The sequence below is a fragment of the Pseudobacillus sp. FSL P4-0506 genome (assembly GCF_038003025.1).
Taxonomy (GTDB): Bacteria; Bacillota; Bacilli; order Bacillales; family Domibacillaceae; genus Pseudobacillus.
On record NZ_JBBOOI010000001.1, the window covers coordinates 1,648,552 to 1,674,601 of the forward strand.

Annotated in this window: 26 protein-coding genes and 2 other annotated features; of the genes, 24 read left to right on the forward strand and 2 right to left on the reverse strand. The window is 42.2% G+C overall.

Annotated features, from left to right (window positions below; translation table 11 throughout):
• Nucleotides 1–121: 121 nt before the first annotated feature.
• From pfkA to MKZ02_RS08100, 3 genes are all read left to right on the forward strand, one after another.
• Complete coding sequence (pfkA, locus tag MKZ02_RS08090; RefSeq protein ID WP_340852929.1) at nucleotides 122–1,081, forward strand: 6-phosphofructokinase; 960 nt, start codon at nucleotides 122–124, stop codon at nucleotides 1,079–1,081.
• A 28-nt stretch (nucleotides 1,082–1,109) separates the two neighbouring features.
• Nucleotides 1,110–2,870, forward strand: a complete 1,761-nt coding sequence (gene pyk / locus MKZ02_RS08095) for a pyruvate kinase (RefSeq protein WP_120033739.1) — start codon at nucleotides 1,110–1,112, stop codon at nucleotides 2,868–2,870.
• Between the two features lie 170 nt (nucleotides 2,871–3,040).
• Nucleotides 3,041–3,427, forward strand: a complete 387-nt coding sequence (locus tag MKZ02_RS08100) for an FxsA family protein (RefSeq protein ID WP_120033736.1) — start codon at nucleotides 3,041–3,043, stop codon at nucleotides 3,425–3,427.
• 29 nt (nucleotides 3,428–3,456) lie between these two features.
• On the opposite strand, the gene ytvI is transcribed toward MKZ02_RS08100, so the two are convergent.
• A complete protein-coding gene (ytvI, locus tag MKZ02_RS08105; RefSeq protein ID WP_120033734.1) occupies nucleotides 3,457–4,587 on the reverse strand; it encodes a sporulation integral membrane protein YtvI in 1,131 nt (376 codons plus the stop codon).
• 106 nt (nucleotides 4,588–4,693) lie between these two features.
• On the opposite strand from ytvI, the gene MKZ02_RS08110 reads away from it, so the two are divergent.
• The 21 genes from MKZ02_RS08110 to rplT all read left to right on the forward strand — a co-directional run bounded on the left by MKZ02_RS08110 (nucleotide 4,694) and on the right by rplT (nucleotide 25,669).
• Complete coding sequence (locus MKZ02_RS08110) at nucleotides 4,694–5,149, forward strand: DUF441 domain-containing protein (RefSeq protein WP_120033732.1); 456 nt, start codon at nucleotides 4,694–4,696, stop codon at nucleotides 5,147–5,149.
• Between the two features lie 279 nt (nucleotides 5,150–5,428).
• A complete protein-coding gene (citZ, locus tag MKZ02_RS08115; RefSeq protein WP_120033730.1) occupies nucleotides 5,429–6,547 on the forward strand; it encodes a citrate synthase in 1,119 nt (372 codons plus the stop codon).
• Between the two features lie 86 nt (nucleotides 6,548–6,633).
• The gene (gene icd / locus MKZ02_RS08120; protein WP_259455789.1) at nucleotides 6,634–7,923 is read left to right on the forward strand and encodes an NADP-dependent isocitrate dehydrogenase; all 1,290 of its coding nucleotides are present in this window, start codon (nucleotides 6,634–6,636) and stop codon (nucleotides 7,921–7,923) included.
• A gap of 82 nt (nucleotides 7,924–8,005) precedes the next feature.
• On the forward strand, nucleotides 8,006–8,944 hold the full coding sequence (mdh, locus tag MKZ02_RS08125) for a malate dehydrogenase (protein WP_120033725.1): 939 nt from the start codon (nucleotides 8,006–8,008) through the stop codon (nucleotides 8,942–8,944).
• A gap of 163 nt (nucleotides 8,945–9,107) precedes the next feature.
• Entirely contained in the window at nucleotides 9,108–9,821 is a 714-nt protein-coding gene (locus tag MKZ02_RS08130; protein WP_340852937.1) for a response regulator transcription factor, read from the forward strand.
• On the forward strand, nucleotides 9,818–11,614 hold the full coding sequence (pnpS, locus tag MKZ02_RS08135) for a two-component system histidine kinase PnpS (RefSeq protein ID WP_340852940.1): 1,797 nt from the start codon (nucleotides 9,818–9,820) through the stop codon (nucleotides 11,612–11,614). The genes MKZ02_RS08130 and pnpS overlap by 4 nt, the downstream gene beginning before the upstream one ends.
• Nucleotides 11,589–14,216: a DNA polymerase I gene (gene polA / locus MKZ02_RS08140; RefSeq protein WP_340852941.1), complete on the forward strand. Its 2,628-nt coding sequence runs from the start codon at nucleotides 11,589–11,591 to the stop codon at nucleotides 14,214–14,216. Before pnpS ends, polA begins: the two co-directional genes overlap by 26 nt.
• A gap of 30 nt (nucleotides 14,217–14,246) precedes the next feature.
• Nucleotides 14,247–15,080 (forward strand): DNA-formamidopyrimidine glycosylase, encoded by an 834-nt coding sequence (gene mutM / locus MKZ02_RS08145; protein ID WP_120033717.1) that lies wholly within the window; start codon nucleotides 14,247–14,249, stop codon nucleotides 15,078–15,080.
• Between the two features lie 69 nt (nucleotides 15,081–15,149).
• Complete coding sequence (gene ytaF / locus MKZ02_RS08150; protein WP_120033715.1) at nucleotides 15,150–15,782, forward strand: sporulation membrane protein YtaF; 633 nt, start codon at nucleotides 15,150–15,152, stop codon at nucleotides 15,780–15,782.
• Nucleotides 15,783–15,801: 19 nt separating this feature from the next.
• A complete protein-coding gene (gene coaE, locus MKZ02_RS08155; RefSeq protein ID WP_120033713.1) occupies nucleotides 15,802–16,404 on the forward strand; it encodes a dephospho-CoA kinase in 603 nt (200 codons plus the stop codon).
• A gap of 130 nt (nucleotides 16,405–16,534) precedes the next feature.
• Nucleotides 16,535–16,744 (forward strand): helix-turn-helix transcriptional regulator, encoded by a 210-nt coding sequence (locus tag MKZ02_RS08160; RefSeq protein ID WP_120033711.1) that lies wholly within the window; start codon nucleotides 16,535–16,537, stop codon nucleotides 16,742–16,744.
• Entirely contained in the window at nucleotides 16,728–17,051 is a 324-nt protein-coding gene (locus tag MKZ02_RS08165; RefSeq protein ID WP_340852942.1) for a DUF2178 domain-containing protein, read from the forward strand. Before MKZ02_RS08160 ends, MKZ02_RS08165 begins: the two co-directional genes overlap by 17 nt.
• A 203-nt stretch (nucleotides 17,052–17,254) precedes the next feature.
• Nucleotides 17,255–18,283, forward strand: a complete 1,029-nt coding sequence (locus MKZ02_RS08170; RefSeq protein WP_340852944.1) for a glyceraldehyde-3-phosphate dehydrogenase — start codon at nucleotides 17,255–17,257, stop codon at nucleotides 18,281–18,283.
• A 285-nt stretch (nucleotides 18,284–18,568) separates the two neighbouring features.
• The gene (speD, locus tag MKZ02_RS08175; RefSeq protein ID WP_120033704.1) at nucleotides 18,569–18,946 is read left to right on the forward strand and encodes an adenosylmethionine decarboxylase; all 378 of its coding nucleotides are present in this window, start codon (nucleotides 18,569–18,571) and stop codon (nucleotides 18,944–18,946) included.
• Between the two features lie 116 nt (nucleotides 18,947–19,062).
• The gene (nrdR, locus tag MKZ02_RS08180; RefSeq protein WP_120033702.1) at nucleotides 19,063–19,521 is read left to right on the forward strand and encodes a transcriptional regulator NrdR; all 459 of its coding nucleotides are present in this window, start codon (nucleotides 19,063–19,065) and stop codon (nucleotides 19,519–19,521) included.
• Between the two features lie 85 nt (nucleotides 19,522–19,606).
• Complete coding sequence (locus MKZ02_RS08185) at nucleotides 19,607–21,007, forward strand: replication initiation and membrane attachment family protein (protein WP_340852946.1); 1,401 nt, start codon at nucleotides 19,607–19,609, stop codon at nucleotides 21,005–21,007.
• Entirely contained in the window at nucleotides 20,994–21,926 is a 933-nt protein-coding gene (dnaI, locus tag MKZ02_RS08190) for a primosomal protein DnaI (RefSeq protein ID WP_120033700.1), read from the forward strand. The genes MKZ02_RS08185 and dnaI overlap by 14 nt, the downstream gene beginning before the upstream one ends.
• A gap of 63 nt (nucleotides 21,927–21,989) precedes the next feature.
• Nucleotides 21,990–22,215, forward strand: a binding site (T-box leader).
• A gap of 54 nt (nucleotides 22,216–22,269) precedes the next feature.
• Nucleotides 22,270–24,210, forward strand: a complete 1,941-nt coding sequence (gene thrS, locus MKZ02_RS08195) for a threonine--tRNA ligase (RefSeq protein WP_340852948.1) — start codon at nucleotides 22,270–22,272, stop codon at nucleotides 24,208–24,210.
• A 119-nt stretch (nucleotides 24,211–24,329) separates the two neighbouring features.
• Nucleotides 24,330–24,462, forward strand: a sequence feature (ribosomal protein L20 leader region).
• 72 nt (nucleotides 24,463–24,534) lie between these two features.
• Nucleotides 24,535–25,053: a translation initiation factor IF-3 gene (gene infC, locus MKZ02_RS08200; RefSeq protein WP_082028145.1), complete on the forward strand. Its 519-nt coding sequence runs from the start codon at nucleotides 24,535–24,537 to the stop codon at nucleotides 25,051–25,053.
• A gap of 23 nt (nucleotides 25,054–25,076) precedes the next feature.
• Nucleotides 25,077–25,277: a 50S ribosomal protein L35 gene (gene rpmI / locus MKZ02_RS08205; protein ID WP_041097707.1), complete on the forward strand. Its 201-nt coding sequence runs from the start codon at nucleotides 25,077–25,079 to the stop codon at nucleotides 25,275–25,277.
• 32 nt (nucleotides 25,278–25,309) lie between these two features.
• Nucleotides 25,310–25,669 (forward strand): 50S ribosomal protein L20, encoded by a 360-nt coding sequence (rplT, locus tag MKZ02_RS08210; RefSeq protein WP_120033696.1) that lies wholly within the window; start codon nucleotides 25,310–25,312, stop codon nucleotides 25,667–25,669.
• Nucleotides 25,670–25,741: 72 nt separating this feature from the next.
• On the opposite strand, the gene MKZ02_RS08215 is transcribed toward rplT, so the two are convergent.
• Nucleotides 25,742–26,035 (reverse strand): hypothetical protein, encoded by a 294-nt coding sequence (locus MKZ02_RS08215; protein WP_340852956.1) that lies wholly within the window; start codon nucleotides 26,033–26,035, stop codon nucleotides 25,742–25,744.
• Nucleotides 26,036–26,050 lie beyond the last annotated feature (15 nt).

Genomic DNA, 26,050 nt, shown 5'->3' on the forward strand with positions numbered 1-26,050 from the left:
TTGTGAAGGTCAGACCTTTCTGTTATTTTAGAAGAGACAAGTAGAGAATGAGCCAAACAATAAGAACTGTTTAGCTATGTCTGTAAAAAGATACATATCCAGGCGAGACGGAGGGATCCATGTGAAACGTATCGGAGTGTTGACGAGCGGTGGTGACGCACCGGGAATGAATGCAGCCGTTCGTGCTGTTGTCCGTGAAGCGATTTATCATAACCTGGAAGTATATGGGGTTTACCAAGGATACCAAGGGTTAATTTCAGGCAATATTCACAAGATGGAAGTAGGTTCAGTTGGCGATATTATTCATCGGGGAGGAACGATTCTCCGATCGGCAAGATGCCCCGAATTTCAAACAGCAGAAGGGCAGAAAAAAGGATTGAAACAGTTGGAAGAACATGGAATAGAAGGGCTTGTTGTGATTGGCGGCGATGGCTCTTACCGCGGGGCAAAAGCACTTACTGAGCTTGGCTATCCGTGTGTCGGTGTACCCGGGACAATCGATAATGATATTCCGGGCACCGAATTCACAATCGGTTTTGATACGGCTTTAAACACGATCATTGATGCAATTGATAAAATCCGAGATACGGCAAGTTCTCATGAACGCACATTTATCGTGGAAGTAATGGGAAGAAACGCCGGAGATCTGGCGTTGTGGGCCGGCCTTGCTGGCGGGGCGGAAACGATCTTAATTCCGGAAGAACCACTTGATATGGAGGCGATCAAAGTCCGGCTGTTGAATGGGCTTGAGCGCGGAAAAAGACACAGTATTATTATTGTGGCTGAAGGCGTAATGAGTGGAAATGACTTTGCTGAGAAAGTAAAAAAAATGACTGGAATTGAAACGAGGGTATCTGTGCTTGGCCATATGCAGCGAGGGGGCTCTCCAACAGCTGCCGACCGGATGCTTGCAAGCCGGCTTGGTGCTCGAGCTGTCGAGCTGTTGATAGCAGGAAAAGGCGGCCGTGCAGTCGGCATTGAGCGCAATGAGCTGGTTGATTATGACATTGTAGAAGCACTAGCTCTTCCACATAAGCTGGATCTAAATATTTCCCGATTAGCTAAAGAGTTATCTATTTAATTGATTTTCACGAGGAGGCTCTCAAAAGATGAGAAAGACAAAGATTGTATGTACGATTGGTCCGGCAAGTGAAAGCCCGTCCATGCTCGAAAAGTTAATGGAAGCTGGCATGAATATTGCCCGTTTGAATTTTTCCCATGGGAATCACGAAGAGCATGCACAGCGAATCAAAAATATTCGCGAAGCTGCAAAGAAGACCGGAAAAACAATCGGTATTTTGTTAGATACGAAAGGCCCTGAAATTCGCACACATAATATGGAAAATGATGCTATAGAGCTAACAGCTGGCAGTCAAGTGATAGTATCTATGCATGAAGTGCTCGGAACATCCGAAAAATTTTCGGTTACATATGAGGGATTGATAGAGGATATTAAGCCGGGAGGAAAAATCCTGTTGGATGACGGCTTAATTGCCCTTGAAGTAACAGACATCGATAGATCAGCAGGCGAAATCCAAACAAAAGTACTGAACAGTGGCACGCTAAAAAATAAAAAGGGTGTAAATGTGCCCGGTGTATCGATCAATCTTCCAGGAATTACTGAAAAGGATGCAGAAGATATCAAGTTCGGTATTGAACAAGACGTTGACTTTATTGCTGCTTCTTTTGTTCGTCGCGCTTCTGACGTTCTCGAGATTCATGAGTTGCTGGAACTGCATGGAGCGAGCCATATTCAAATCATCCCTAAAATTGAGAATCAAGAAGGAGTCGATAATATCGACAGCATTCTTGAGGTATCGGATGGATTGATGGTAGCACGCGGAGATCTTGGCGTGGAAATTCCTGCCGAGGAAGTGCCGCTCGTGCAAAAAAGGTTAATTCAGCGTTGCAACACTCTCGGCAAGCCGGTTATTACGGCGACACAAATGCTTGATTCCATGCAGCGTAACCCGCGCCCGACACGTGCGGAAGCAAGTGATGTAGCCAATGCTATTTTTGATGGTACAGATGCGATTATGCTTTCTGGGGAAACAGCTGCAGGAACGTATCCTCTTGAGGCGGTACAAACGATGCACAGCATTGCAGATCGCACAGAGACGGCTTTAAATTACTCAGAAATCTTATCTATACGTAGCAAAGTAAGTGGACATACAATGACCGATGCGATCGGACAATCAGTGGCCCATACGGCAAACAATTTAGATGTACAAGCGATTGTGACGCCAACGGAGAGTGGACACACTGCTCGAATGATTTCACGCTATCGTTCAAAAGCACCGATTGTCGCGGTTACATCCAGTGAACGAGTTTCACGCAGCCTTGCACTTGTCTGGGGAGTATTCCCAAATATCGGTCCTAAAGTAAAGACAACAGATGAAATGCTTGAGCTCGCTGTACAACAAAGCATAAGTACGGGTCTCGTCAAGCACGGAGATTTAATCGTCATCACAGCCGGTGTTCCAGTAGGCGAATCGGGTACGACAAATCTGATGAAAATCCATGTGGTTGGGGACGTTTTAATGAAAGGCCAAGGGATTGGGCGAAAATCGGCTTATGGCAAGGTCGTCGTTGCTAAAAACGCATCAGAAGCACTAGAAAGGATAGAAGAAGGGGACATCCTTGTAACGATCGGCAGCGACAGAGACATGGTGCCGGCTATCGAAAAATGTGCAGCGCTGATTACAGAGGAAAGTGGATTGACAAGCCACGGTGCTGTTGTCGGTATCAATTTGGGCATTCCGGTCCTAGTTGGAGTAGAAGAAGCGACGTCGATTTTAAAGGATGGACAAGAAATTACTGTGGATGCCTCCAGAGGCATTGTTTATAACGGGCATGCCAATGTCCTTTAATTAAGAAAATGAAAGCTGTTCAGCAACTGACAGATTGTCGGCTGCTGAACAGCTTTTTTTATAAGTAACAAGTGTATGAAGAGACAATAGATGCGTCTATTTTTGCGGACGGCTGGGGAGGGATGATACAATAAAGAAGAACATAAATTGTTTAAAAAGGGGAAAATCCGTTGCGATATTTATTATTTATTTTTATTGTTGCTCCGGCATTGGAAATTAGTCTACTGATGCTTTCAGGAAAAACTATAGGAGTTTGGCCAACATTTCTGTTGATTTTAACAACAGGTTTTTTAGGAGCTTATTTTGCTAAGAAACAAGGAATGCAGGCGGTTATAAAGTTGCGTGAAGATATTCAGAACGGCCGGTTCATTGGTGATACGGTAATCGATGGCGTATGCATATTGGTCGGCGGCTTGTTGCTTTTAGCCCCGGGCTTTATTACAGATATTTTAGGTTTTTTACTTTTGCTTCCCTTCACAAGAAAATGGGTTAAACCACTCTTATTAAAACTATTTCGTCGTTCTTTTCAAAATGGAAATGTCATTATCATGAAATAGAAAAGCGTCAGCCAGCGGCTGACGCTTTTCTATTTCATCGGAGGTGGCACATCTTCTCCTGTAATATAGTTTCGTAAATCTGTAAATACTCCTGCACTGCTGAGAGCGTTAATAATAACGAGTGTAACAGGGCCGAGAATCAGACCGAAGAAACCAGCAAGCTTAAAGCCGACAAATAAGGCAATCAGCGTAGCTAGAGGGTCCAGGCCGATGCTGGAGGACAATACTTTAGGCTCCATAATCTGACGCTGAACAATGATGATCACGTATAAAACAGTTAAACCAATGGCTAGGCCAGTATCTCCGGCAATAAATTCGTATATAATCCATGGCACGAATAGGGTGCCTGTCCCGAGATAAGGAAGCAAATCAACAAGCCCCGCAACAAGAGCGAGTGTAATTGCATAATTTACCCGCAAAATAAGCAATCCTACAAGAACGATAAAGGTCGTAATCGAAATGAGTGTCAATTGGGCGCGCAAAAAGCCGAATAACGCCCTTTTTAAAGCGGCAAACACGTTAATCAAGCTTGTCCTTGCTTTTACGGGTAAGTAATGAATCGTCCGCTTCTGAAGATTCTCCCAATCTTTAGTAATGAAAAAAGCAGCAAGAAATGAGAAAATTAATGCGGTCGCGAAATTAGGGACCCATGAGATTAATTTTGGGAGTTTCAAAAAGAAGTTCTGGATAAACTCTCCTGCTGTTGAGGCGAACTGTTCCCCTGCTTGGCGAATGTTTGTAGAGATGGTCTCCTGCTGGCCGGTATCAAGAGAATGAAACAGCCCTGCTGCCCGTTCATATATTGGGATCACTTGAGAAGCGAAGAGGTTTTCTATTTGCTCCACTACAACGTGAACGTGGCGGGGAACAACAGAGGCGAAATAATTCGCGCCTGAAACAATTTCAGCGATTAAAAGCGTCATTCCACCAGCGAAAATAGCCAAAATAAGAAGGATAGCTGTGCCGGCAGCAGCAGCTCGTGGCAACCTCACCTTTTTCTCCAAAAAACGAACGAATGGCTGAATAAGAAAAGCAACTGCAAAGCCGATGATAAATGGGTACGTTATTTTTGCAACATAATATAAAGAGAGTAAAAGTAACGCGGTGGAAATAATTACAATCAGAAAGCGTATCAACCTATGCCAGTTGGATGAATTCAAGGCTTCACCTCCTATGCCTCACATTGTATCAATCTGATCAGGGGAGAGAAAGAAAAATGGCTCGTATTATAACGACAAAAATTGCATAAAAGAAAGGGGTAGAGATATGCAGCCTTATCTATTCTTACTGATGTTACTTGCCATCGCGCTCATTGCGAAAAATCAATCGCTTCTTCTGGCTGTTATTGTTTTGCTCGTACTGAAAGTGATTGGTTTAGATGACAAGCTGTTTGCGGCTGTTCAAACGAAGGGAATCAACTGGGGAGTAGCAGTCATTACTATTGCGGTGTTGGTGCCGATTGCGACAGGAGAAATTGGGTTTAGGGAGCTGGGGGATTCTCTAAAGTCTCCTTATGCATGGATCGCTCTCATCTCTGGTATGCTTGTAGCCCTTCTCGGCAAAAGCGGCGTGACGTTGCTGGCGGAGGATCCTCATATTACGACCGCACTTGTCTTTGGAACGATTGCAGCGGTAGCTCTTTTTAATGGCGTGGCCGTTGGTCCATTGATCGGCGCAGGCATCGCCTACACGGTTATGAAAGTTCTTGAGTGGTTTCAATAGAAATTTTAGCCGCTCCCATGTATAATGAGTACAGGAAGAAAATAATTTTTTAGTATAACATGTTTTTTCCCCGTGTTTTGTTGAGAAACCATGGCGATTTTGTAGAATTTTAGACACTTTTCATTCACAAACATTAAATTATTGTTTATAATATCAGGTGAAAGCGCAATCTTTAAAAATGTTCGTGTTTTACATGAAACTTTACTGAGCAAGAACTCAGTTAAAAATGGTTTCAAAAAAGGCAATGGGGGAAATTAACAGTCGAAGGAGAGAATGATTATGACGACCGCTCGTGGATTAGAAGGAGTAGTAGCAACAACATCTTCAGTAAGCTCTATTATTGATGACACTCTTACATACGCTGGCTACAACATCGATGATTTAGCTGAAAATGCAAGCTTTGAAGAAGTTATTTATCTGCTATGGCACCGAAAACTTCCTACACAGGCAGAGCTAGATGAGCTGAAGCAGCAATTGTCAGACAGCTATGATCTTCCTCAAGAAGTACTTAACCACTTTAAAATGTATCCAATTGATAAAGTCCATCCAATGGCCGCCCTCCGCACAGCTGTTTCATTAATTGGTTTGTACGATGAAGAAGCGGATGTTATGAGCGAGGAAGCAAATTACCGCAAGGCAGTTCGTCTGCAAGCAAAAATCCCTGCGCTTGTAACTGCGTTTGCCCGCATCCGTAAAGGCGAAGAGCCGATAGCGCCACGCAAAGATTTCGGTTTAGCAGCGAACTTCCTGTACATGCTTTCCGGAAAAGAACCGGAGGCTGTCGAAATCGAAGCGTTTGACAAAGCGCTCGTTCTGCATGCGGACCATGAATTAAACGCTTCTACATTTACAGCTCGCGTATGTGTAGCTACTTTATCTGACGTTTATTCTGGAGTAACAGCAGCCATTTCTGCTTTAAAAGGCCCGCTTCATGGCGGGGCGAATGAGCAGGTAATGAAAATGCTCACTGAGATCGGTTCCGTTGATAACGTAGAGCCGTATATCTTGAGCAAGTTAAACAATAAAGAAAAAATTATGGGCTTCGGCCATCGTGTATACCGTCAAGGCGACCCGCGTGCGAAGCACTTGAAGGAAATGTCAAGAAGATTGACAGAATTAACTGGAGAGCCACAATGGTACGAGATGTCCACACAAATTGAGGAACTTGTAACAACGCAGAAGAAACTTCCGCCAAATGTGGATTTCTATTCTGCATCCGTTTACCATAGCCTGGGCATAGAGCATGATTTGTTCACGCCAATTTTTGCTGTAAGCCGTGTATCTGGCTGGTTGGCACACATCTTGGAACAGTATTCAAACAACCGTTTAATCCGTCCACGTGCTGAATACACAGGTCCTGGTATGCAAGAGTACGTACCGATCGGTAAGCGCAAGTAATTCTAATATTTACAAACACCCAAAAAATTGGTGTAATATAAATTGAGTAACAGAGGTTAGAGGGCGTATGCCTCTAACCTTTGATTATGGAATTGGAGGTATTTTTCATGTCACAAGGCGAAAAAATTACTGTATCAAATGGAGTTTTAAATGTACCAAACCATCCAGTAATCCCATTCATTGAAGGGGACGGAATTGGCCCTGATATCTGGGCAGCAGCTTCCCGTGTACTTGATGCTGCTGTTGAGAAAGCATATAACGGTGAAAAGAAGATCGAATGGAAAGAAGTATATGCCGGAGAAAAAGCATTTAACAAAACAGGCGAATGGCTTCCGGAAGAAACACTAGAGCAAATTCGTGAATATTTGATTGCTATTAAAGGTCCATTAACAACACCAATCGGCGGCGGATTCCGCTCTTTAAACGTAGCGCTTCGCCAGGAATTAGACTTATTCGTCTGCTTGCGTCCTGTTCGTTACTTCGACGGAGTACCTTCTCCGATCAAACGCCCTGAAGATACTGATATGGTTATCTTCCGTGAAAATACAGAAGATATTTACGCTGGTATTGAATACAAGGAAGGTTCAGATGAAGTGAAAAAAGTCATCGACTTCCTGAAAAATGAAATGGGTGTAAATAAAATCCGTTTCCCTGAAACTTCAGGTATTGGTATTAAGCCAATCTCTAAAGAAGGAACTACTCGCTTAGTACGAGCAGCGATCAACTATGCTATTAAAGAAGGCCGCAAATCTGTTACTTTAGTACATAAAGGTAACATTATGAAATTTACTGAAGGTGCGTTCAAAAACTGGGGCTATGAATTAGCTGAAAAAGAATTCGGCGAAAAAGTATTCACTTGGGCTCAGTACGATAAAATTAAAGAAGAACAGGGAACAGAAGCAGCAAACAAAGCGCAGGCTGATGCAGAAGCTGCTGGCAAGATCATCGTTAAAGATGCCATTGCTGATATATTCCTTCAACAAATTTTAACTCGTCCAAAAGAATTTGATGTAGTAGCAACAATGAACTTAAACGGTGACTACATTTCTGATGCACTTGCTGCACAAGTGGGTGGAATCGGAATTGCACCGGGAGCCAATATTAACTATGAAACAGGACATGCTATTTTTGAAGCGACACACGGAACAGCTCCAAAATATGCAGGACTTGATAAAGTAAATCCTTCTTCTGTTCTACTTTCAGGTGTATTAATGCTTGAACACTTAGGATGGAATGAAGCAGCTAATCTTATCACTGCATCTGTTGAAAAAACCATTGCGTCTAAAGTAGTTACTTATGACTTTGCCCGTTTAATGGAAGGCGCAACAGAAGTAAAAACTTCTGAGTTTGCTGATGAATTAATCAAGAACCTTTAATTAGTATCAACACCGTTCTTTTTACAAAGGAACGGTGTTATATGTATTCCATACCATACCTAATTTTAAGGGGGACTCACACATGTCTTTGAAACGTAAAAAGATTTCTGTCATCGGTGCGGGATTTACAGGAGCAACAACGGCATTTTTGCTTGCACAGAAAGAACTAGGAGACGTTGTACTAGTTGATATTCCACAAGCGGAAGGCCCAACCAAAGGCAAAGCCCTTGATATGCTTGAAGCAAGTCCTGTGCAAGGATTTGATACGAACATCATCGGTACATCCAGCTATGAAGATACGAAAGATTCTGATCTGGTCATCATTACAGCTGGAATTGCTCGTAAGCCAGGGATGAGCCGGGATGACCTGGTACAAACAAACCAAAAAGTGATGAAGGCTGTAACAGCTGAAATTGCGAAAAGCTCTCCAAATTGCCATATTATCGTGCTAACGAACCCTGCCGATGCGATGACTTATACTGTGTTTAAAGAATCAGGATTCCCGAAAAACCGCGTGATCGGCCAATCAGGCGTTCTTGATACCGCTCGTTTCCGTACATTCGTTGCACAAGAGTTAAATTTGTCTGTAAAAGATATTACAGGCTTTGTTCTTGGCGGCCACGGCGATGACATGGTCCCACTTGTACGTTATTCTTACGCAGGCGGTATTCCTTTAGAAAAATTGATTCCGCAAGATCGTCTTGAGGCCATTGTTGAACGTACACGCAAAGGCGGCGGTGAAATCGTTTCTCTTTTAGGTAACGGTTCTGCTTACTATGCACCAGCTGCTTCCCTTGTAGAAATGGCAGAGGCTATTTTGAAAGATCAACGCCGCATTCTTCCTGCTATTGCTTATCTTGAAGGTGAATATGGACACGAGGGCCTTTATCTAGGGGTACCGACAATTCTCGGTAAAGATGGCATTGAAAAAGTAATTGAGCTTGAGCTAACAGAGAATGAGAAGGCGGCGCTGCAAAAATCAGTTGATTCTGTGCGTAATGTGATGAGTGTTCTTTCTTGATAAATAGGTATTTACAAAAACCCCCAGTTTCCCCTGGGGGTTTTTGTATTGATTTTTATCGTAAAAGACCGACATCGAAGGAGTCGCGTTTCTTCCTTTTTCAACAATAGAAGGTTAAGGTATAATTGAGAAAGAACGGTCATTACTTTCCAGGGAGGGCAAAATGAACAAAAGAGTCTTAGTGGTAGATGACGAGCCATCTATTGTAACGCTAATTAAATACAACTTAGAGCAGGCTGGATATGAAGTTATCACAGCATATGATGGGGAGGAAGCGCTCAAAAAAACATTGGAGGAACTTCCAGATTTGCTTGTGCTGGATTGGATGCTTCCACGGCTGGATGGAATGGAAGTATGTAAGGAGCTTCGGCAGAGAAAAGTGTCCACACCAATTTTAATGCTGACAGCAAAGGATGAAGAGTTTGATAAAGTACTTGGCCTTGAACTAGGTGCGGATGATTACATGACAAAGCCATTTAGTCCAAGAGAATTGCTGGCACGGGTGAAGGCTATTTTACGCCGGCTGCAGCATATGCCGAAAGTAGAAGAAACAAATGGACAGGAGAACGGACTGACCGTTTCAGAAATCGTTATTTATCCAGAAAAATATGAAGCGTATTTTCGAGGGAACTTACTGGAGCTTACACCGAAAGAGTTTGAGTTACTTCTATATTTAATGGAGCATAAAGGACGTGTATTAACACGTGATCAGCTGTTAAGTGCTGTTTGGAAATATGATTTTGCCGGTGATACACGAATTGTTGATGTGCATATCAGCCATTTGCGTGAGAAAATTGAACATAATACGAGAAAGCCCGAGTACATAAAAACGATCCGCGGATTAGGCTATAAATTAGAGGAGCCAAAGCCTTCATGATTAAGTTCCGTACCCGGCTTGTGCTTGCTCTTCTTTCTTTAATTGTTCTTGTTCTGGTGGCACTTGGCATTATGCTGGGACAGGTGTTCAAAGGCTATTATTTATCCACATTTAATGAACGTTTGGAAAAAGAGACAGAACTATTAGCCGGACAGATTACTCGGCAAGGTGGTCTGGAGTCCTTGAACGAGGACACTATAAAAGATTGGAGCAAACAGCTACATGTACGGATTTCCCTTGCCGATCCCTCTGGCCGATTAATTTTTGACAGCGGGGCTTTTGACGATCCATCTAGATCTGATCATCGAAAGGTCGTTAAAAGGCTGGCTAATACCGATCCCTCCACTGCTTATCAAGAATCGCTTGCTAGCAAGTTTGGTGAACATTATCATTGGCGAATGATAGAGAATCAGGCGGGTCAAATCGATGGAATGATTGTAGTAAATACAAAAGTGAAGGATCTTGATGATATTTACCAGCAAATTTGGCTTATTTTGCTTTTCTCTCTCGGGGTCTCTCTCGTGCTGCTCACATTGTTTAGTACCAAAATTACGAATCGCTATACTAAACCAATCGAATCGGCAACGAAAGTAGCGATAGAGCTTGCAAAAGGGAACTATCGGGCCAGAACGCATGAAATTCCTGCGGATGAAGTAGGGACGCTGAATACTTCCATTAATATTCTTGCTCGGAATTTGCAGGAAATGATGCAAGCGCAAGAAGTTCATCAAAATCGGCTATCGACCTTAATTGAAAATATGGAAAGCGGTTTGCTTCTAATAGATGATCGCGGTTTCATCATTATGGTGAATCGATCGTTTAAAAAACATTTCCATTTGGAAAACAAACGATTAATAAGAAAGAGGTATCATGAGGCAATCCCACAATCGGAAGTCATTGATATTATTGAAGAAGTGTTCATGACCGAGCAAAATATACGCAGGCAGCTGTTATTGCCACTTGGGATTGAAAGAAAGCATTTTGAAGTGTCCGGTGCGCCGATCATTGGAACGAATGCTGAATGGAAAGGCATATTGATTGTCTTTCATGATATTACAAGTTTGAAAAAGCTGGAGCAAATGCGCAAAGATTTTGTGGCAAATGTTTCCCATGAGTTGAAAACGCCTATTACTTCCATTAAAGGCTTTACCGAAACTTTGCTGGACGGGGCGCTCGAAGATAAAGAGGCACTGAAGATGTTTTTGAACATTATCTTAAAAGAGAGTGAACGAATGCAAACTCTTGTTATGGATTTGTTGGAATTATCGAAAATTGAACAAAAGGGAATTTCTCTTCACACAACAAACTTGTCTATAGATGAAGTGATAAAAGAAGTGATTCCCTCCTTGCAAAATCGCTTTGAAGCTAAGCGGATTGATTTGTCACTGCAACTGGAGAAAGATTTATGGATTACTGGAGACGCCAGTCGGCTAAAACAAGTATTTTTTAACTTATTGACAAACGCTATCTTGTATACACAAGAAGGAGGCCATATAGAAGTAAGGGCCTTTGATAAAGAGAACCGGGTAATCGTTGAAGTAGAAGATAATGGCATTGGCATAAATCCGGAAGAGATACCGCGGATTTTTGAGCGTTTTTACCGGGTAGATAAAGCGAGAAGCCGCAATTCAGGAGGCACTGGTCTTGGATTAGCCATTGTCAAACATATTATCGAGGCGCATGATGGGGAGATTTTTGTAAAAAGTAAAGCCAATGAAGGCACCACGTTTACCGTTTTCTTAAATAAGCAAGAGGAGGATGACCGCTTTGAAGAAAAAAATCGTATTAATTGACGGCAACAGCATTGCCTATCGGGCGTTTTTCGCCTTGCCCTTATTGAATAACAACAAAGGTGTCCATACCAATGCAGTTTATGGCTTTGCTATGATGCTTTTAAAAGTATTAAAGGAAGAGCAACCTACACATCTTCTTGTTGCTTTTGATGCCGGTAAAACAACTTTCCGGCATCAAACATACAGCGATTATAAAGGCGGCCGGCAAAAAACACCGTCTGAGCTGTCTGAGCAATTTCCTTATATCCGTGAATTGCTGAAAGCTTACGGTATTGCTCAATATGAACTGGAAAATTATGAAGCAGATGATATTATTGGGACCTTGTCGCTTCAGGCGGAAAAAGATGGATATGAAATTAAAATTTATTCAGGAGATAAAGATTTAACTCAGCTTGCCTCTGATGCGACTACCGTCTGTATTACAAGAAAAGGAATTACCGACATTGAAGAATATACTCCTGCTCACGTTGAGGAAAAGTATGGGCTAACACCAGAACAAATCATTGATATGAAGGGTTTAATGGGTGATTCTTCTGATAACATTCCGGGTGTACCTGGAGTTGGAGAAAAGACAGCGATCAAGCTATTAAAGCAATTTGGTTCTGTAGAAAACTTACTTGCATCTATCGATGAGGTGAGTGGGAAAAAGTTGCAAGAAAAACTACGCGAGCACGAGAATCTCGCTTTAATGAGCAAAGAGCTGGCGACGATTCTTCGTGAGGTTCCCATTAACTTTTCGATAGGCAACCTGGAATATCATGAAGCGGATAATGAAAAAGTATATGAGTTATTTAAGGAACTTGAATTTAACTCGCTGCTGGAAAAGCTGGACCGTCCGGTAGAAGAAGCTTCTGCTCATGAAGACGTACATTATGAGTCTGTGACAGAACTGACAGACGATCTTTTTAGTGGAGAGGATTCCTTCTATTTAGAAATGATTACTGAAAACTATCACCGGGCAGATATAGCTGGTTTTGGGATAAGTGGGGAAAAGGGAACGTACTTTATTCCGGCAGAAGCGGCATTTCAGTCAGCCGTTTTTAAAAAATGGGCAGAGGATGAAACGAAGAAAAAATCTGTTTATGATGCAAAGCGTACTATTATTGGATTAAGGCGCTATGGAATTGAGCTCAAGGGAATTGACTTTGATATCTGGCTTGCTTCTTATTTGCTCAACCCATCTGAGTCACCGGAAGATTTCGCTGCCGTAGCGAAGCTGCATGGCATCTCATCTATTCAATCAGATGAAGCGGTATATGGAAAGGGAGCCAAACGCCAACTTCCTGAAGGATCGGTATATGCCGAGCATATCGCCTCAAAAGCAGCAGCAATTGAGGAATTAAAAGCGGTTTGCCTAAAAGAACTTGAAGAAAACCAACAGCTTGAATTATTTTATGAGCTGGAGCTGCCGCTCGCACTCATTCTTGCTGATATGGAGTCAGAAGGTGTTCAAGTAGATATAAACCGTCTGAAGGAAATGGGCGAAGAGCTAAAAGGCAAGCTGGCTGATATTGAGAAGACGATTTATTCACTTGCAGGCACCGAGTTTAATATTAATTCGCCGAAGCAGCTTGGGACAATTTTATTTGAGAAATTGGGGCTGCCACCTATAAAAAAAACAAAAACAGGTTACTCTACTTCGGCGGATGTGCTTGAAAAACTGGCGCCGTCCCACGAAATTGTAGACCATATTTTACATTATCGTCAGCTCGGCAAGCTTCAGTCGACTTATATTGAAGGGCTTCTTAAAGTAGTAGATGCTGATACACACAAAATTCATACACGCTTCAACCAGGCGTTGACGCAAACAGGACGGTTAAGCTCAACAGAACCTAATTTGCAAAACATCCCCATCCGTTTGGAGGAAGGCAGAAAGATCCGCCAGGCTTTTATTCCGTCAGAGCCTGATTCAGTGATGTTTGCCGCCGATTACTCGCAAATTGAATTGCGTGTACTTGCTCATATCGCTGATGATGAAAAATTAATCGATGCTTTCTTGCATGACCTTGATATTCATACAGCAACAGCCGCTGATGTGTTCCACGTGTCACAGGAAGAAGTAGACAGCAATATGCGGAGGCAGGCAAAGGCAGTCAACTTTGGTATCGTCTACGGGATCAGCGATTATGGCTTGTCTCAAAGTCTCGGCATCACAAGAAAAGAAGCAGGTACCTTTATTGATCGTTATTTACAAACTTATCCGGGTGTGAAAGAATACATGGATTCCATCATCCGCGAGGCGAAAGAAAAAGGTTTTGTTACTACACTGATGCAACGCCGCCGTTACATTCCAGAAATCACGAGCCGCAACTTTAATTTACGAGGCTTTGGAGAGCGAACAGCGATGAATACGCCAATTCAGGGAAGTGCAGCTGATATTATTAAAAAAGCGATGATTGATGTGGCCGAGAGACTGGAGAATGAAAAGCTTCGTTCCAAGCTACTGTTACAAGTACACGATGAATTAATTTTTGAAGTGCCAAAAGAGGAAATTGAAATAATGAAGCAGCTTGTCCCAGAAGTAATGGAACAGGCCATTCAACTAAAGGTTCCATTGAAGGTTGATTATTCATACGGACCGACATGGTACGATGCCAAATAATAAAAGACAACATAGAGAGGAGAGATCTACTTGCCTGAAATGCCAGAAGTAGAAACTGTCCGGCGTACTCTTCAACAGCTTGTCGTCGGTAAAACCATCCAAGAGGTGGAGATCCGGTGGCCAAATATTATTAAACAACCAGAACAGGCAGAGCAATTTGCTGATGCTTTGATCGGTGAAACGATTCATGACATAGGGCGCAGAGGAAAATTTTTAATTTTTACCCTTGATCATTATTCACTCGTTTCTCATTTGCGAATGGAAGGAAAATACCGGTTGCATGGGTGCGGGGAAGAAGAAGAGCCTCATACACACGTATTATTTAAATTTACAGACGGCTCTGAGCTGCACTACCGGGATGTACGTAAGTTTGGCACGATGCATTTATTTCAGCGGGGACAGGAGTATAATTCCCTGCCGCTGTCACAGCTTGGCCCTGAGCCGTTTTCCGAGGACTTTTCGGTTGAATACGTAAAAAGTAAGCTGAAGAAAACTGAGAGAACTATTAAGGCAGTGCTGCTTGACCAAAAAGTGTTTGTGGGTCTCGGCAATATTTATGTAGATGAAGCTCTTTTCCGGGCGAGAATCCACCCTGAACGAAAGGCTAATTCACTCAATGAAGAAGAGATTGTTGTTCTTCAAAAAGAGATTATTTCCACATTGAAAGAAGCGGTAGATAAAGGAGGAAGTACTGTCCGATCGTATGTGAACAGCCAGGGGCAGGCCGGTACATTCCAGGAAACTCATTTTGTCTACAACCGTAAAGGAGAGCCTTGTAAATGTTGCGGTGAACTGATTGTTAAAATAAGAACAGCCGGTCGCGGCACGCATCTTTGTCCAAACTGTCAGCCGTTTCCAAGCTAATAAAATTGAACCTTCCCATCCCTCCTTCCATATACTACAGTAACGTTTTGACAGGGGAGGAGCTGTTTGATGGATGGGTATATTTCGTTATTTATGCTGGCAGCAGCGGTCAGTTTAGACAGTTTCAGTGCAGGCCTTGCCTACGGATTAAAAAAGCTAAAATTGCCGGTTAAATCTTCCATTATTTTATCGCTTTGTTCAGCGGTAGTGCTTCTCGTTGCCATGGGGGCAGGCCATTGGCTAAGCAGATGGTTCAGTGAGCAAGCAGCCAGCCGACTTGGCGGTATTATTTTGATTGTGCTCGGGGCTTGGGTCCTTTGGCAATTTTTCCGGGAGAGACAAGTGCATGAGCAGATGGAAGAGAAGCCGCTTATCCATTTAGAGTTGAAACGGCTTGGTGTGGTTGTTCATATTTTTAAACGTCCAACGGCTGCGGATTTGGATCAATCTGGCACAATTAATGGTTTGGAGGCCCTGCTGCTCGGCTTTGCTCTCTCTTTAGATGCATTCGGTGCAGGAATTGGAGCGGCTATGCTTGGCTATCCGGCGCTTGTACTTGCGGCAGCTGTAGCTGTGATGAACCTTCTGTTTATTACAGGAGGGCTGGCTTGTGGCCGGAAGTTTGCAGGGATTCAATGGGTACAGCGGCTTTCCTTTTTTCCCGGCATCTTATTAATCATCTTAGGAACGTTGAAAATTTAACCGTTAAGAGGAGGAAGTCATGGCAGCAATCATTGGATTGACCGGAGGCATTGCAAGCGGAAAGAGCACGGTGAGCCGCTTGCTACAAGAATTGGGGTACACAGTAGTGGACGCAGATGTGGCTGCCCGAGCAGTAGTTGAGCCGGGTAGGCCAGCTCTTTTACAAATTGTTGAAACATTTGGCGAAGGGATACTTTTACCTGACGGCTCCCTAGACCGAAGCCGACTCGGAGAGCTTATTTTTAACGATAAAGAGCAGCGGGAGAAGCTAAATAGCATTGTTCATCCTGCTGTGCGCCAGTTTATGATTGCGGAGAAAGATGCAGCTGTTGCAGCGGGAAAACAAACGATTATTATGGATATCCCGCTTTTATTCGAAAGTGAATTGACATGGATGGTCGAAAAAGTGATTGTCGTTTATACAAGTGAAGCCACGCAACTGGACAGGTTGATGGCTCGCAATCATTTAGATGAGGCAGCTGCTAAAGCCCGCATCGCTTCTCAGCTCCCGCTCGCTGACAAAGTCGAAAGAGCGGATGCGGTAATTGATAATAATGGCTCCATTATGCAAACGAAAGAGCAGCTTTTAGAAATCATCAAAGAATGGCAACTGACCCCTTAACCCGTCTCTATAATGGACGGGTTCTTTTTTAGGCTAAAACACTATCTTTGTAAAGTGCGCTTGACATTAGAATGATAGTAAAGTAAACTTTACGTAAAGCTTACTTTACTATGTTGAGTTAGGAGGACAAATGAAAAATAAGATTCGTGAAAAACGCACAGAGAGAAATATTACACAGGAAGAATTATCAAAAAAATTAAATGTGTCAAGACAAACAGTTATTTCCCTGGAAAAAGGAAAATACCATCCTTCTCTCGTTTTGGCTCATAAGCTTGCTCAATTATTTAATTGCTGCATTGAAGACTTATTTATTTTTGAAGGGGATGAGAATATTGAGTGAAACGTTAGTAAATAATTTGACTGGCTTGTCAGGTTTACTACTTGGAGTTCTGTGTATCATTATTATTTATTTTATCAACCGCCGGGTCGGTAGGAAAAAACGATTGTTCGATGAACGCCAGCAATATGTAACAGCTCGTTCCAAAGCAGCCGCCTGGAATGCTACATCAGTTATTCTTCTCGCTGCCTGGGCTCTTATTATTATCTTTGACGGCATTTCTTTCTCATTTTTCCTTATGACCGGCATCTGGGTAGCTCATAATCTCTCGCTTATCGTTACTAGTGTGTACTTTAGTAACCAAAATTAAAGGAGTGAGAAAAGCAGCGCAGATGGATAGGAGTCGTGCTAGTCAGATAGTCACAATTATATGGTTATCTTCGCTTTTTTCAGAATAGTTAAACTTATTAATTTGTGGTTTTTAGGCTTCCACTTGGAGGTAAATATGTTATACTAATTGCAGATAAAAAAACAATTAAGTATAACATTTATTGATATAGGAGGAGCCGGTGTATGAAGGCGAAAGTAGCAATTAACGGATTTGGACGTATCGGGAGAATGGTCTTCCGCAAAGCAATTTTAGAGGATAAATTTGATATTGTTGCGGTAAATGCAAGCTATCCTGCAGAGACGCTTGCCCATTTAATAAAGTATGACACAAATCATGGCAAGTTTGATGGAGATGTGCAAACAGAAGAGAATGCTTTGATTGTAAATGGCAAGCGCGTTCAATTGGTTAATAATCGCGATCCGCGTGAGCTTCCATGGAAAGAACTTGGCATTGATATTGTAATTGAAGCAACAGGTAAATTCAATGCCCGTGAAAAAGCAGCCCTTCATTTGGAAGCTGGCGCAAAGAAAGTTGTACTAACGGCTCCTGGCAAAAACGAGGATGTTACAATTGTTATGGGCGTTAATCAGGACGATTTAGATATCGAAAAACATGAAGTGATTTCGAATGCTTCTTGTACAACGAACTGCCTTGCTCCAGTGGCAAAAGTACTTAATGATACGTTTGGTATTGAAAATGGTCTAATGACTACTGTTCATGCTTATACAAATGATCAAAATAACATCGACAATCCACACAAAGATTTACGTCGTGCTCGTGCATGTGCCCAATCAATCATTCCGACATCTACAGGAGCGGCTAAAGCATTATCGCTAGTTCTGCCTGAATTAAAAGGAAAAATTCACGGCATGGCGTTGCGTGTACCAACTTCCAATGTTTCTTTAGTTGACCTTGTTGTTGATTTGAAGCGTGAAGTTACAGTAGATGAGGTAAATGACACCTTCATCAGAGCTTCTGAAGGCCCACTAAATGGGATTATTGAATTTACAACAGAACCATTAGTATCTGTTGATTTCAATACAAATCCTCATTCTTCTATTATCGACGGTTTATCGACGATCGTAATGGAAGGAACAAAAGTGAAAGTTCTAGCTTGGTATGACAATGAATGGGGCTACTCTTGCCGTGTCGTTGATTTAGTGAACTATGTTGCTGAAAATATGAAAAAAAAAGTTGAAGTAACTGCATAATTTGTCTATAAAGGAATACGATTAATCGTGTAAGAGTAAATGAATCCCGCAGATAATTGTCTGCGGGATTTAGTTGCTTCCTTTATTTGTATGTAGAATTTTCTAAAAAAATCCTTCGGAAAAATGTCTGACAAGATGTTGCAAAATTAAACTGTTCACAGTATACTAATCTTCGTGAAATAAATAACCGCTTAAAGGGTTAGGACCTCTTCGGACTAACTTTCCCCCGTGGTGGTTATACTTTTACAACGAATCTTCTAAAAATTGTAAAAGGGGGAAGCGATCATGGATACTATGGGTCGTCACGTAATTGCAGAACTTTGGGGATGCAATCTTGAAAAATTGAATGATATGGAAACTATTGAACAAATCTTTGTGGATGCTGCATTAAAATCAGGTGCTGAAATCCGGGAAGTGGCGTTTCACAAATTCGCTCCTCAAGGCGTGAGTGGAGTCGTCATTATTTCCGAGTCGCATTTAACGATTCACAGCTTTCCAGAACATGGCTACGCAAGCATTGATGTCTATACTTGCGGAGACCTTGATCCAAACATTGCGGCTAATTACATTGCAGAGGCGTTAGAGGCAGAAACACAGGAAAAAATCGAAATGCCTCGGGGAATGGGCCCTGTACAAATGAAGCAAGAAGCAAGTGTGTTATAAAGAGAGGTGTATGCACAAGCATACACCTCTTTCATTTATTTAGGGGATCTTGCCTTGTGCATTTTGTTTCTTTTTAATATGATGAGAGTAATCAATTTATAATCGGAGTTGGTAGAATGAAGTGTCCGGCCTGCCAGCATAATGGCACCCGTGTAATCGATTCAAGGCCTGTAGATGAAGCGCGCTCCATCCGCAGACGCCGTGAATGTGAATCTTGTGCTTACCGGTTTACGACTTTTGAAAAGGTGGAAGATTTACCGTTAATTGTCGTAAAGAAAGAAGGTACAAGGGAGGAGTTTAATCGCGAAAAGCTTCTGCGCGGGCTCATCAAAGCCTGTGAAAAGCGTCCGGTTTCACTCGAACAGCTTGAAAAATTAACAATGGATGTAGAAAAAGAAATCAGAAGTTGTGGGTTTTCAGAGATTCAATCGGAAAAGATTGGTGAAATGGTCATGGACCGCCTGGCAGATATTGACGAAGTAGCTTATGTTCGCTTTGCTTCTGTTTACCGCCAATTTAAGGATATTAATGTATTTTTGGATGAATTGAAAGAGTTAATTAAAAAAGAAGAATAGCAGGCTGGAGGCAACGACCCGTTCTCTAGCTTTTTTTCATCGGTCAGCAAAAGAAGTTTCAACACTGAAAGGTTAGATGGTTAACATGAAAAGACATTGGAACGAAATACAGCCGGTGGATGAATACATAGTGTGTTTACACGGCACCCTCCATGAAGCCGACCGGCGCATTTTAACGTTCTTGTATCAACCGCTCCTCGGCACCACCTGTTTTAGTTTATATATGACTCTCTGGGCAGAGGTAGAAGAAAATCGACTTCGTTCTCGAATAGCTAATCATTATCATTTAATGAACTTTCTTGATAAAAATCTTCAGGAAATTTATGAGGCACGTCTAAAGCTGGAAGCATTGGGGTTACTAAAAACATTCATTCGAAAAAATGGTGATTTGCGTGAATTTGTATATGAACTTCAGCCGCCGCTCACACCAGAACAATTCTTTAACGACGGCATGCTTAATGTGTTTCTTTATCGTAAAATCGGCCGTGCCCACTTTTTAAGATTAAAAGAATTTTTTTCTGATGACGTGTCCTGTACAGAGGATCATATAGAAATCACAAAAGACTTCCAAGAAGTGTTTTCTGCTGGTCCGCCACCACTAGATCAGGATGTTATAGAAGACAGCCTTCTCCCTGAAGACAAGCTGTTTATGACTAAGCCGGACAGAAGAGGGGTTTCTCTAAAAGTGGATCAGTTTGATTTCAGCTTGCTGGAAAGCTCCCTTCAAGGCATGATGGTATCCAAGTCAGCAATGACACCTCTTGTGAAAGAAACGATCGTAAAGCTGGCTTACCTGTATGGCATTGAACCGCTAGAAATGAAAAATTTACTGCTTACAGCAGTAGATGAAAAAGACGAGATTGATATTGAAGTGTTGCGTAAATCAGCACGTGATTGGTACCAGTTGGAGCGGGATGAGAAGCTTCCTGAGCTTATTCATCTAGCTCAACCGGCGGCATTGCGTACTATCCAAAGCGAACCGGAGACAAAAGAAGAAGAACTGATTTATTATTTGGAGACCGTATCTCCGCGGCAGCTACTCATCGATATTTCAGGAAGCCTCCCCTCAAGTTCGGATATGCAAGTGATCGAGGGTGTTTTGTTTCAGCATAAATTGCCAGCAGGTGTCGCAAATGTACTGATCCAATATGTCATGTTAAAGACTGACATGAAATTGACGAAAAGTTACGTGGAAAAAATTGCTTCCCATTGGGCGCGGAAAAAAGTAAAAACAGTAAGAGATGCGATGGAACTTGCGAAAAATGAACATCGCCAGTATGCGGAATGGGCCAAAAACAAGCAACAACCGAAACAACGAGTCATACGTACGGAAAAACTGCCTGACTGGTTCTATGAAGAAGAGAAAGCAAAAGAGCCTGCTTCTGAAAAGAATGAAGAGTTGGAAGCGAAACGGCGGGAGCTTGAGGAAAAAATTAAAAACAGGAGATTGAAAAGGCAGGTGACGAGCAGCGATGAAACGAATTGATGAAACGTTGAACAAATTGACAAAATCTCCGGACTTTAAAGCTCGTTATGAAAAAACGCGCCAGGAAATTTTAAGTGACCCGGCAGTCCAATCATTTTTGCTTGAGCATCAAAGTCAAATAACGCCGGACGTGCTAGATAGAAATTTAATGAAACTTTATGAATATAAAACCCAAAGCTTTTCCTGTGAAAAATGTCCAAGTTTAAGCGAGTGTGTGAACGTGATGAAAGGCTTTGAGCCAAAGCTCGTTTGGCGCCGTGGAGGCATCGATATCGATTACCACCGTTGTCCGCGCAAAATCCGCGATGACGAGCAAAGAAAAAATGAAAAGTTAATCAAAAGCTTGTACGTTCCGAAAGATATTTTAAGTGCGGACTTTTCTAGCCTCGACTTAGGGGATTCTGGCCGATGGCCGGCGATTGAACAGGCGCAGCACTTTACAGAGGAATATACAAAGAATAACGAGGCGAAAGGGTTATTTATTTATGGGCCGTTCGGTGTAGGGAAGTCTTATTTATTAGGAGCTGTAGCTAACGAACTGGCCAATGTAAATGTTTCGTCTTTAATTGTTCACTTTCCGGAATTCGTTCGGGAGATGAAACAGTCTTTAAATGATCAATCTATGAATGAGAAGCTTGAAGTTGTCAAAAAGGCACCTGTATTGATGATTGATGATATCGGCGCTGAAGCGATGTCGAGCTGGATGCGTGATGAAATTCTTGGGACGATTTTGCAATTCCGCATGCTGGAACGACTGCCAACGTTTTTAACGTCTAATTTCAGTTACAGTGAACTTGAACATCACTTAGCTCATTCCCAGCGGGGAGAGAGGGAAGAGATGAAGGCCAAGCGGGTAATGGAACGAATTAAGTTTTTGACTATTCCTGTCGAAATGAAAGGGATTAATCGTCGAAAATAGAGAACCACCCTATTGATTTTTCAATAGGCAAGGCATATAATACGGACATACATGTAAATAATGCAACAAGTTTTGATAAGGACATGAGTATTTTCTTACGGTTTCCAGAGAGGGAAAGCAAGGCTGAAACTTTCCTAACACGAGGAATATGCTTACCGCCTTTGAACTTCGGCCGTGAACGCAGCAATGTTAGTAATGGACCGCCGGCAGCAGCCGTTATCTGATCTGGAGATTTCAACATTTTTGTTGAAAAGTAGGGTGGAATCGCGATATAAACCTCGTCCCTTCATTATTATTGAAGGGCGAGGTTTTTTACTTTGTCAAAAAATAAGGAGTGTGGACGATGTCTGAAATGCTGAATATTACATTTCCTGATGGATCAGTCAAGGAGTTTCCAAAAGGAACAACAACAGAAGAAATTGCCCAGTCAATCAGCCCGGGCTTAAAGAAAAAGGCACTTGCTGGAAAAGTAGATGGCAAGTTGCTCGATTTACGCACACCGATTGAAGAAAATGGCAGCTTGGAAATTGTTACACCTGACCATGCAGATGCTTTGGAAATTCTTCGCCACAGTACCGCTCATTTAATGGCACAAGCCATCAAGCGCTTGTATGGCGAAGAGAAAGTAAAGCTCGGTGTTGGTCCGGTAATCGAAGGCGGTTTCTATTACGATATCGACCTTGATGAGTCTATTACACCGGAAGACTTGCCAAAAATTGAAAAAGAAATGAAGAAAATTGTGGGTGAAAATCTAGAGGTAGTCCGCAAAGAGGTAAGCCGCAATGAAGCTAAAAAACTGTATGAAGAGATTGGTGACGAATATAAGCTTGAGCTAATTGATGCTATTCCAGAAGATGAAACAGTGACTATATATGAGCAAGGGGAATTTTTTGATTTATGCCGCGGCGTGCATGTGCCGTCTACGAATAAAATTAAAGAATTCAAGCTGTTGAGCATTGCGGGTGCCTACTGGCGCGGCAACAGTGATAATAAGATGCTCCAGCGTATTTATGGCACTGCTTTCTTCAAAAAAGAAGATTTGGAACATCATTTAAAAATGCTCGAGGAAGCAAAGGAGCGCGATCACCGCAAAATCGGCAAAGAGCTCGATCTCTTCATGAGCTCACAAAAAGTCGGACAGGGACTGCCGATGTGGCTGCCAAAAGGCGCAACGATCCGCCGCATTATCGAGCGTTATATCGTCGATAAAGAAGAAAGCCTTGGCTATCACCACGTGTATACGCCTGTTATGGCGAATGTAGAGCTATATAAAACGAGCGGACACTGGGATCATTACCAGGAAAATATGTTCCCAATTATGGACATGGACAATGAAGAGCTTGTGCTTCGCCCAATGAACTGCCCGCATCACATGATGATTTATAAAAATGGCATCCACTCCTATCGTGAACTGCCAATCCGAATCGCGGAGCTCGGCACAATGCACCGTTATGAAATGTCAGGAGCGCTCTCCGGCCTTCAGCGTGTCCGCGGTATGACTTTAAACGATGCCCACGTATTTGTCCGTCCGGATCAAATTAAAGATGAATTTAAACGTGTAGTGCACTTGATTTTAGAAGTATATAAAGATTTTGATTTACATGATTACTCATTCCGTCTGTCTTATCGGGACCCAGCTGATACAGAAAAATATTATGATGACGATGAAATGTGGAACAAAGCGCAAAGCATGCTGAAAGAAGCGATGGATGAAATGGGGCTGGATTACTTCGAAGCAGAAGGTGAAGCAGCGTTCTATGGTCCGAAGCTTGATGTACAGGTAAAAACAGCTCTCGGTAAAGAGGAAACGCTATCCACTGTACAGTTGGATTTCTTGCTGCCAGAGAGATTTGATCTGACTTATATCGGCGAAGATGGAAAGCCGCATCGTCCTGTTGTTATTCACCGCGGTGTTGTTTCTACAATGGAACGCTTTGTTGCCTTCTTGATTGAAGAATATAAAGGTGCCTTCCCGACTTGGCTTGCACCGGTACAAGTGCAAGTTATCCCGGTTTCTGTTGATGTTCATCTTGACTATGCTAAAGAAGTCCAAGAAAAGCTGCGTGCAGCAGGTATCCGTGTAGAACTCGACAGCCGTGATGAAAAGATCGGTTATAAAATTCGTGAAGCACAGATGCAGAAAATCCCGTATATGCTTGTTGTCGGCGACAAAGAGATTGAAAACGATTCTGTTAACGTTCGTAAATATGGGGAGCAAAAATCAGAGACGGTTGCTTTCGAAGATTTCATTGAAATGATCAAGAAAGAAGCAAAAAAAGCATAAGTTTTAAAAAGATGTTGCTTAATTTTATAAACTTTGCTAGAATTGTTTCTGTTGAATTGCTTTCGATGAGTTGACGAAGAATATTCGTTATGATATAATGCTATGGTGAACTGAATATACAATTTAAGCAGGAGCACCCGCTTCTCACCTGATTGACGCATAAGCAGTTGGCAGGTTTGAACGTAAGAACAAATAGCTGATTTACGCTGTTTAATGCGGGTATGTACATCATACCCGCATTTTTTATTGTGTCAAAGCAATTAGGTGCTAAGTTGTGTATTCTGGAATAGAAACGTTTATTCTCAAAAACCTTGGAGGTGGCTCATTATTAGCAAAGATATGTTTGTAAACGAGGGGATTCGCTCCCGTGAAGTTCGTCTAATCGATCAAAATGGAGAGCAGCTTGGTGTTAAGTCAAAGAACGAAGCGCTCGAAATTGCTGGACGCGTTAACCTTGATCTTGTGCTTGTTGCGCCAAACGCAAAACCGCCGGTTGCCCGTATTATGGACTACGGCAAATTTAAGTTCGAGCAGCAGAAGAAAGAGAAAGAAGCTCGTAAAAATCAAAAGATCATTAACTTGAAAGAAGTGCGTCTCAGCCCGACAATCGAGGAACATGATTTTAACACAAAACTGCGCAATGCGATCAAGTTTCTAGAAAAAGGCGACAAAGTTAAAGCTTCCATTCGCTTCAAAGGACGCGCCATTACTCATAAAGAGATTGGCCAACGCGTACTTGACCGTTTTGCTGAAGCTTGTCAAGAAGTAGCTACTGTGGAGACGAAACCGAAAATGGACGGACGCAGTATGTTCTTAGTATTAGCACCTAAAAACGAAAAGTAATCAGTTTGAGGAGGAATACGAAAATGCCAAAAATGAAAACTCACCGCGGCTCAGCGAAACGTTTTAAGAAAACAGGTTCTGGTAAATTGAAACGTTCTCATGGCTACACTAGCCACTTATTTGCCAACAAATCTACAAAGCAAAAACGTAAGCTTCGCAAAGGAACTCTTGTATCTAAAGGCGATTTCAAACGCATTCGTCATATGTTAGACAATCTTAAGTAAGATCAGGACTTATATTTTAGGAGGGAAATATTATGCCACGCGTAAAAGGCGGAACAGTAACTCGCAGACGTCGTAAAAAAGTTCTTAAATTAGCAAAAGGTTTTTTCGGTGCTAAACACCGTTTATATAAAGTAGCCAACCAGCAGGTTATGAAATCCCTGCAATACGCTTACCGTGACCGTCGCCAGAAAAAACGTGACTTCCGTAAGCTTTGGATCACTCGTATCAATGCAGCTGCACGCATGAACGGTCTTTCTTACAGCCGTTTAATGCATGGTTTAAAGCTTGCAGGTATCGAAGTAAACCGTAAAATGCTTGCTGACTTAGCTGTGAATGATCTACAAGCGTTCAACCAATTAGCTGAAGCAGCTAAAGCTCAGTTAAATAAATAAGATATTTTTAAGAAGCAGGCCCGCTTTCAGCGGGTCTGTTTTTTTTGTGATTTCCCTAGGAAATAAAAGCTTTTATTCTTTTCCGTCAAAGAACTGTTTAAACCGTTCCATTTCCAGGTCCTTTTTTAAACTTGTGACTTCATAAGCACTTTCAGACTGTTTTCGGTCTACGCGAATGCCCATTTGCGACGTGCCCTCAGGGTGAGCAATAATGCCTTCATATCTCCCGTCAAAATGCGGATCGCCGTTGTTCGTTTGGATATTTTCTCTTTCCCGCGGCATTGGATCTTCACCTGCTTCCGTTCGTTCTTCTTTGTATTGTTCTCCCGTCTTACTTTCGTTATACACAAGGCAATAAGTGAACAAAAATAAAAATCTTAA

Excerpts from the sequence above, each read along its gene's own strand:
- MKZ02_RS08165 (WP_340852942.1), top strand. The coding sequence starts at position 16,728 with ATGAGAATATTGAGTGAAACGTTAGTAAATAATTTGACTGGCTTGTCA.
- MKZ02_RS08160 (WP_120033711.1), top strand. The coding sequence starts at position 16,535 with ATGAAAAATAAGATTCGTGAAAAACGCACAGAGAGAAATATTACACAG.
- MKZ02_RS08170 (WP_340852944.1), top strand. The coding sequence starts at position 17,255 with ATGAAGGCGAAAGTAGCAATTAACGGATTTGGACGTATCGGGAGAATG.
- MKZ02_RS08130 (WP_340852937.1), top strand. The coding sequence starts at position 9,108 with ATGAACAAAAGAGTCTTAGTGGTAGATGACGAGCCATCTATTGTAACG.
- coaE (WP_120033713.1), top strand. The coding sequence starts at position 15,802 with ATGGCAGCAATCATTGGATTGACCGGAGGCATTGCAAGCGGAAAGAGC.
- MKZ02_RS08185 (WP_340852946.1), top strand. The coding sequence starts at position 19,607 with ATGAAAAGACATTGGAACGAAATACAGCCGGTGGATGAATACATAGTG.
- rplT (WP_120033696.1), top strand. The coding sequence starts at position 25,310 with ATGCCACGCGTAAAAGGCGGAACAGTAACTCGCAGACGTCGTAAAAAA.
- speD (WP_120033704.1), top strand. The coding sequence starts at position 18,569 with ATGGATACTATGGGTCGTCACGTAATTGCAGAACTTTGGGGATGCAAT.
- pnpS (WP_340852940.1), top strand. The coding sequence starts at position 9,818 with ATGATTAAGTTCCGTACCCGGCTTGTGCTTGCTCTTCTTTCTTTAATT.
- thrS (WP_340852948.1), top strand. The coding sequence starts at position 22,270 with ATGTCTGAAATGCTGAATATTACATTTCCTGATGGATCAGTCAAGGAG.
- ytaF (WP_120033715.1), top strand. The coding sequence starts at position 15,150 with ATGGATGGGTATATTTCGTTATTTATGCTGGCAGCAGCGGTCAGTTTA.
- pyk (WP_120033739.1), top strand. The coding sequence starts at position 1,110 with ATGAGAAAGACAAAGATTGTATGTACGATTGGTCCGGCAAGTGAAAGC.
- mdh (WP_120033725.1), top strand. The coding sequence starts at position 8,006 with ATGTCTTTGAAACGTAAAAAGATTTCTGTCATCGGTGCGGGATTTACA.
- icd (WP_259455789.1), top strand. The coding sequence starts at position 6,634 with ATGGAATTGGAGGTATTTTTCATGTCACAAGGCGAAAAAATTACTGTA.
- citZ (WP_120033730.1), top strand. The coding sequence starts at position 5,429 with ATGACGACCGCTCGTGGATTAGAAGGAGTAGTAGCAACAACATCTTCA.
- rpmI (WP_041097707.1), top strand. The coding sequence starts at position 25,077 with ATGCCAAAAATGAAAACTCACCGCGGCTCAGCGAAACGTTTTAAGAAA.
- MKZ02_RS08110 (WP_120033732.1), top strand. The coding sequence starts at position 4,694 with ATGCAGCCTTATCTATTCTTACTGATGTTACTTGCCATCGCGCTCATT.
- dnaI (WP_120033700.1), top strand. The coding sequence starts at position 20,994 with ATGAAACGAATTGATGAAACGTTGAACAAATTGACAAAATCTCCGGAC.
- nrdR (WP_120033702.1), top strand. The coding sequence starts at position 19,063 with ATGAAGTGTCCGGCCTGCCAGCATAATGGCACCCGTGTAATCGATTCA.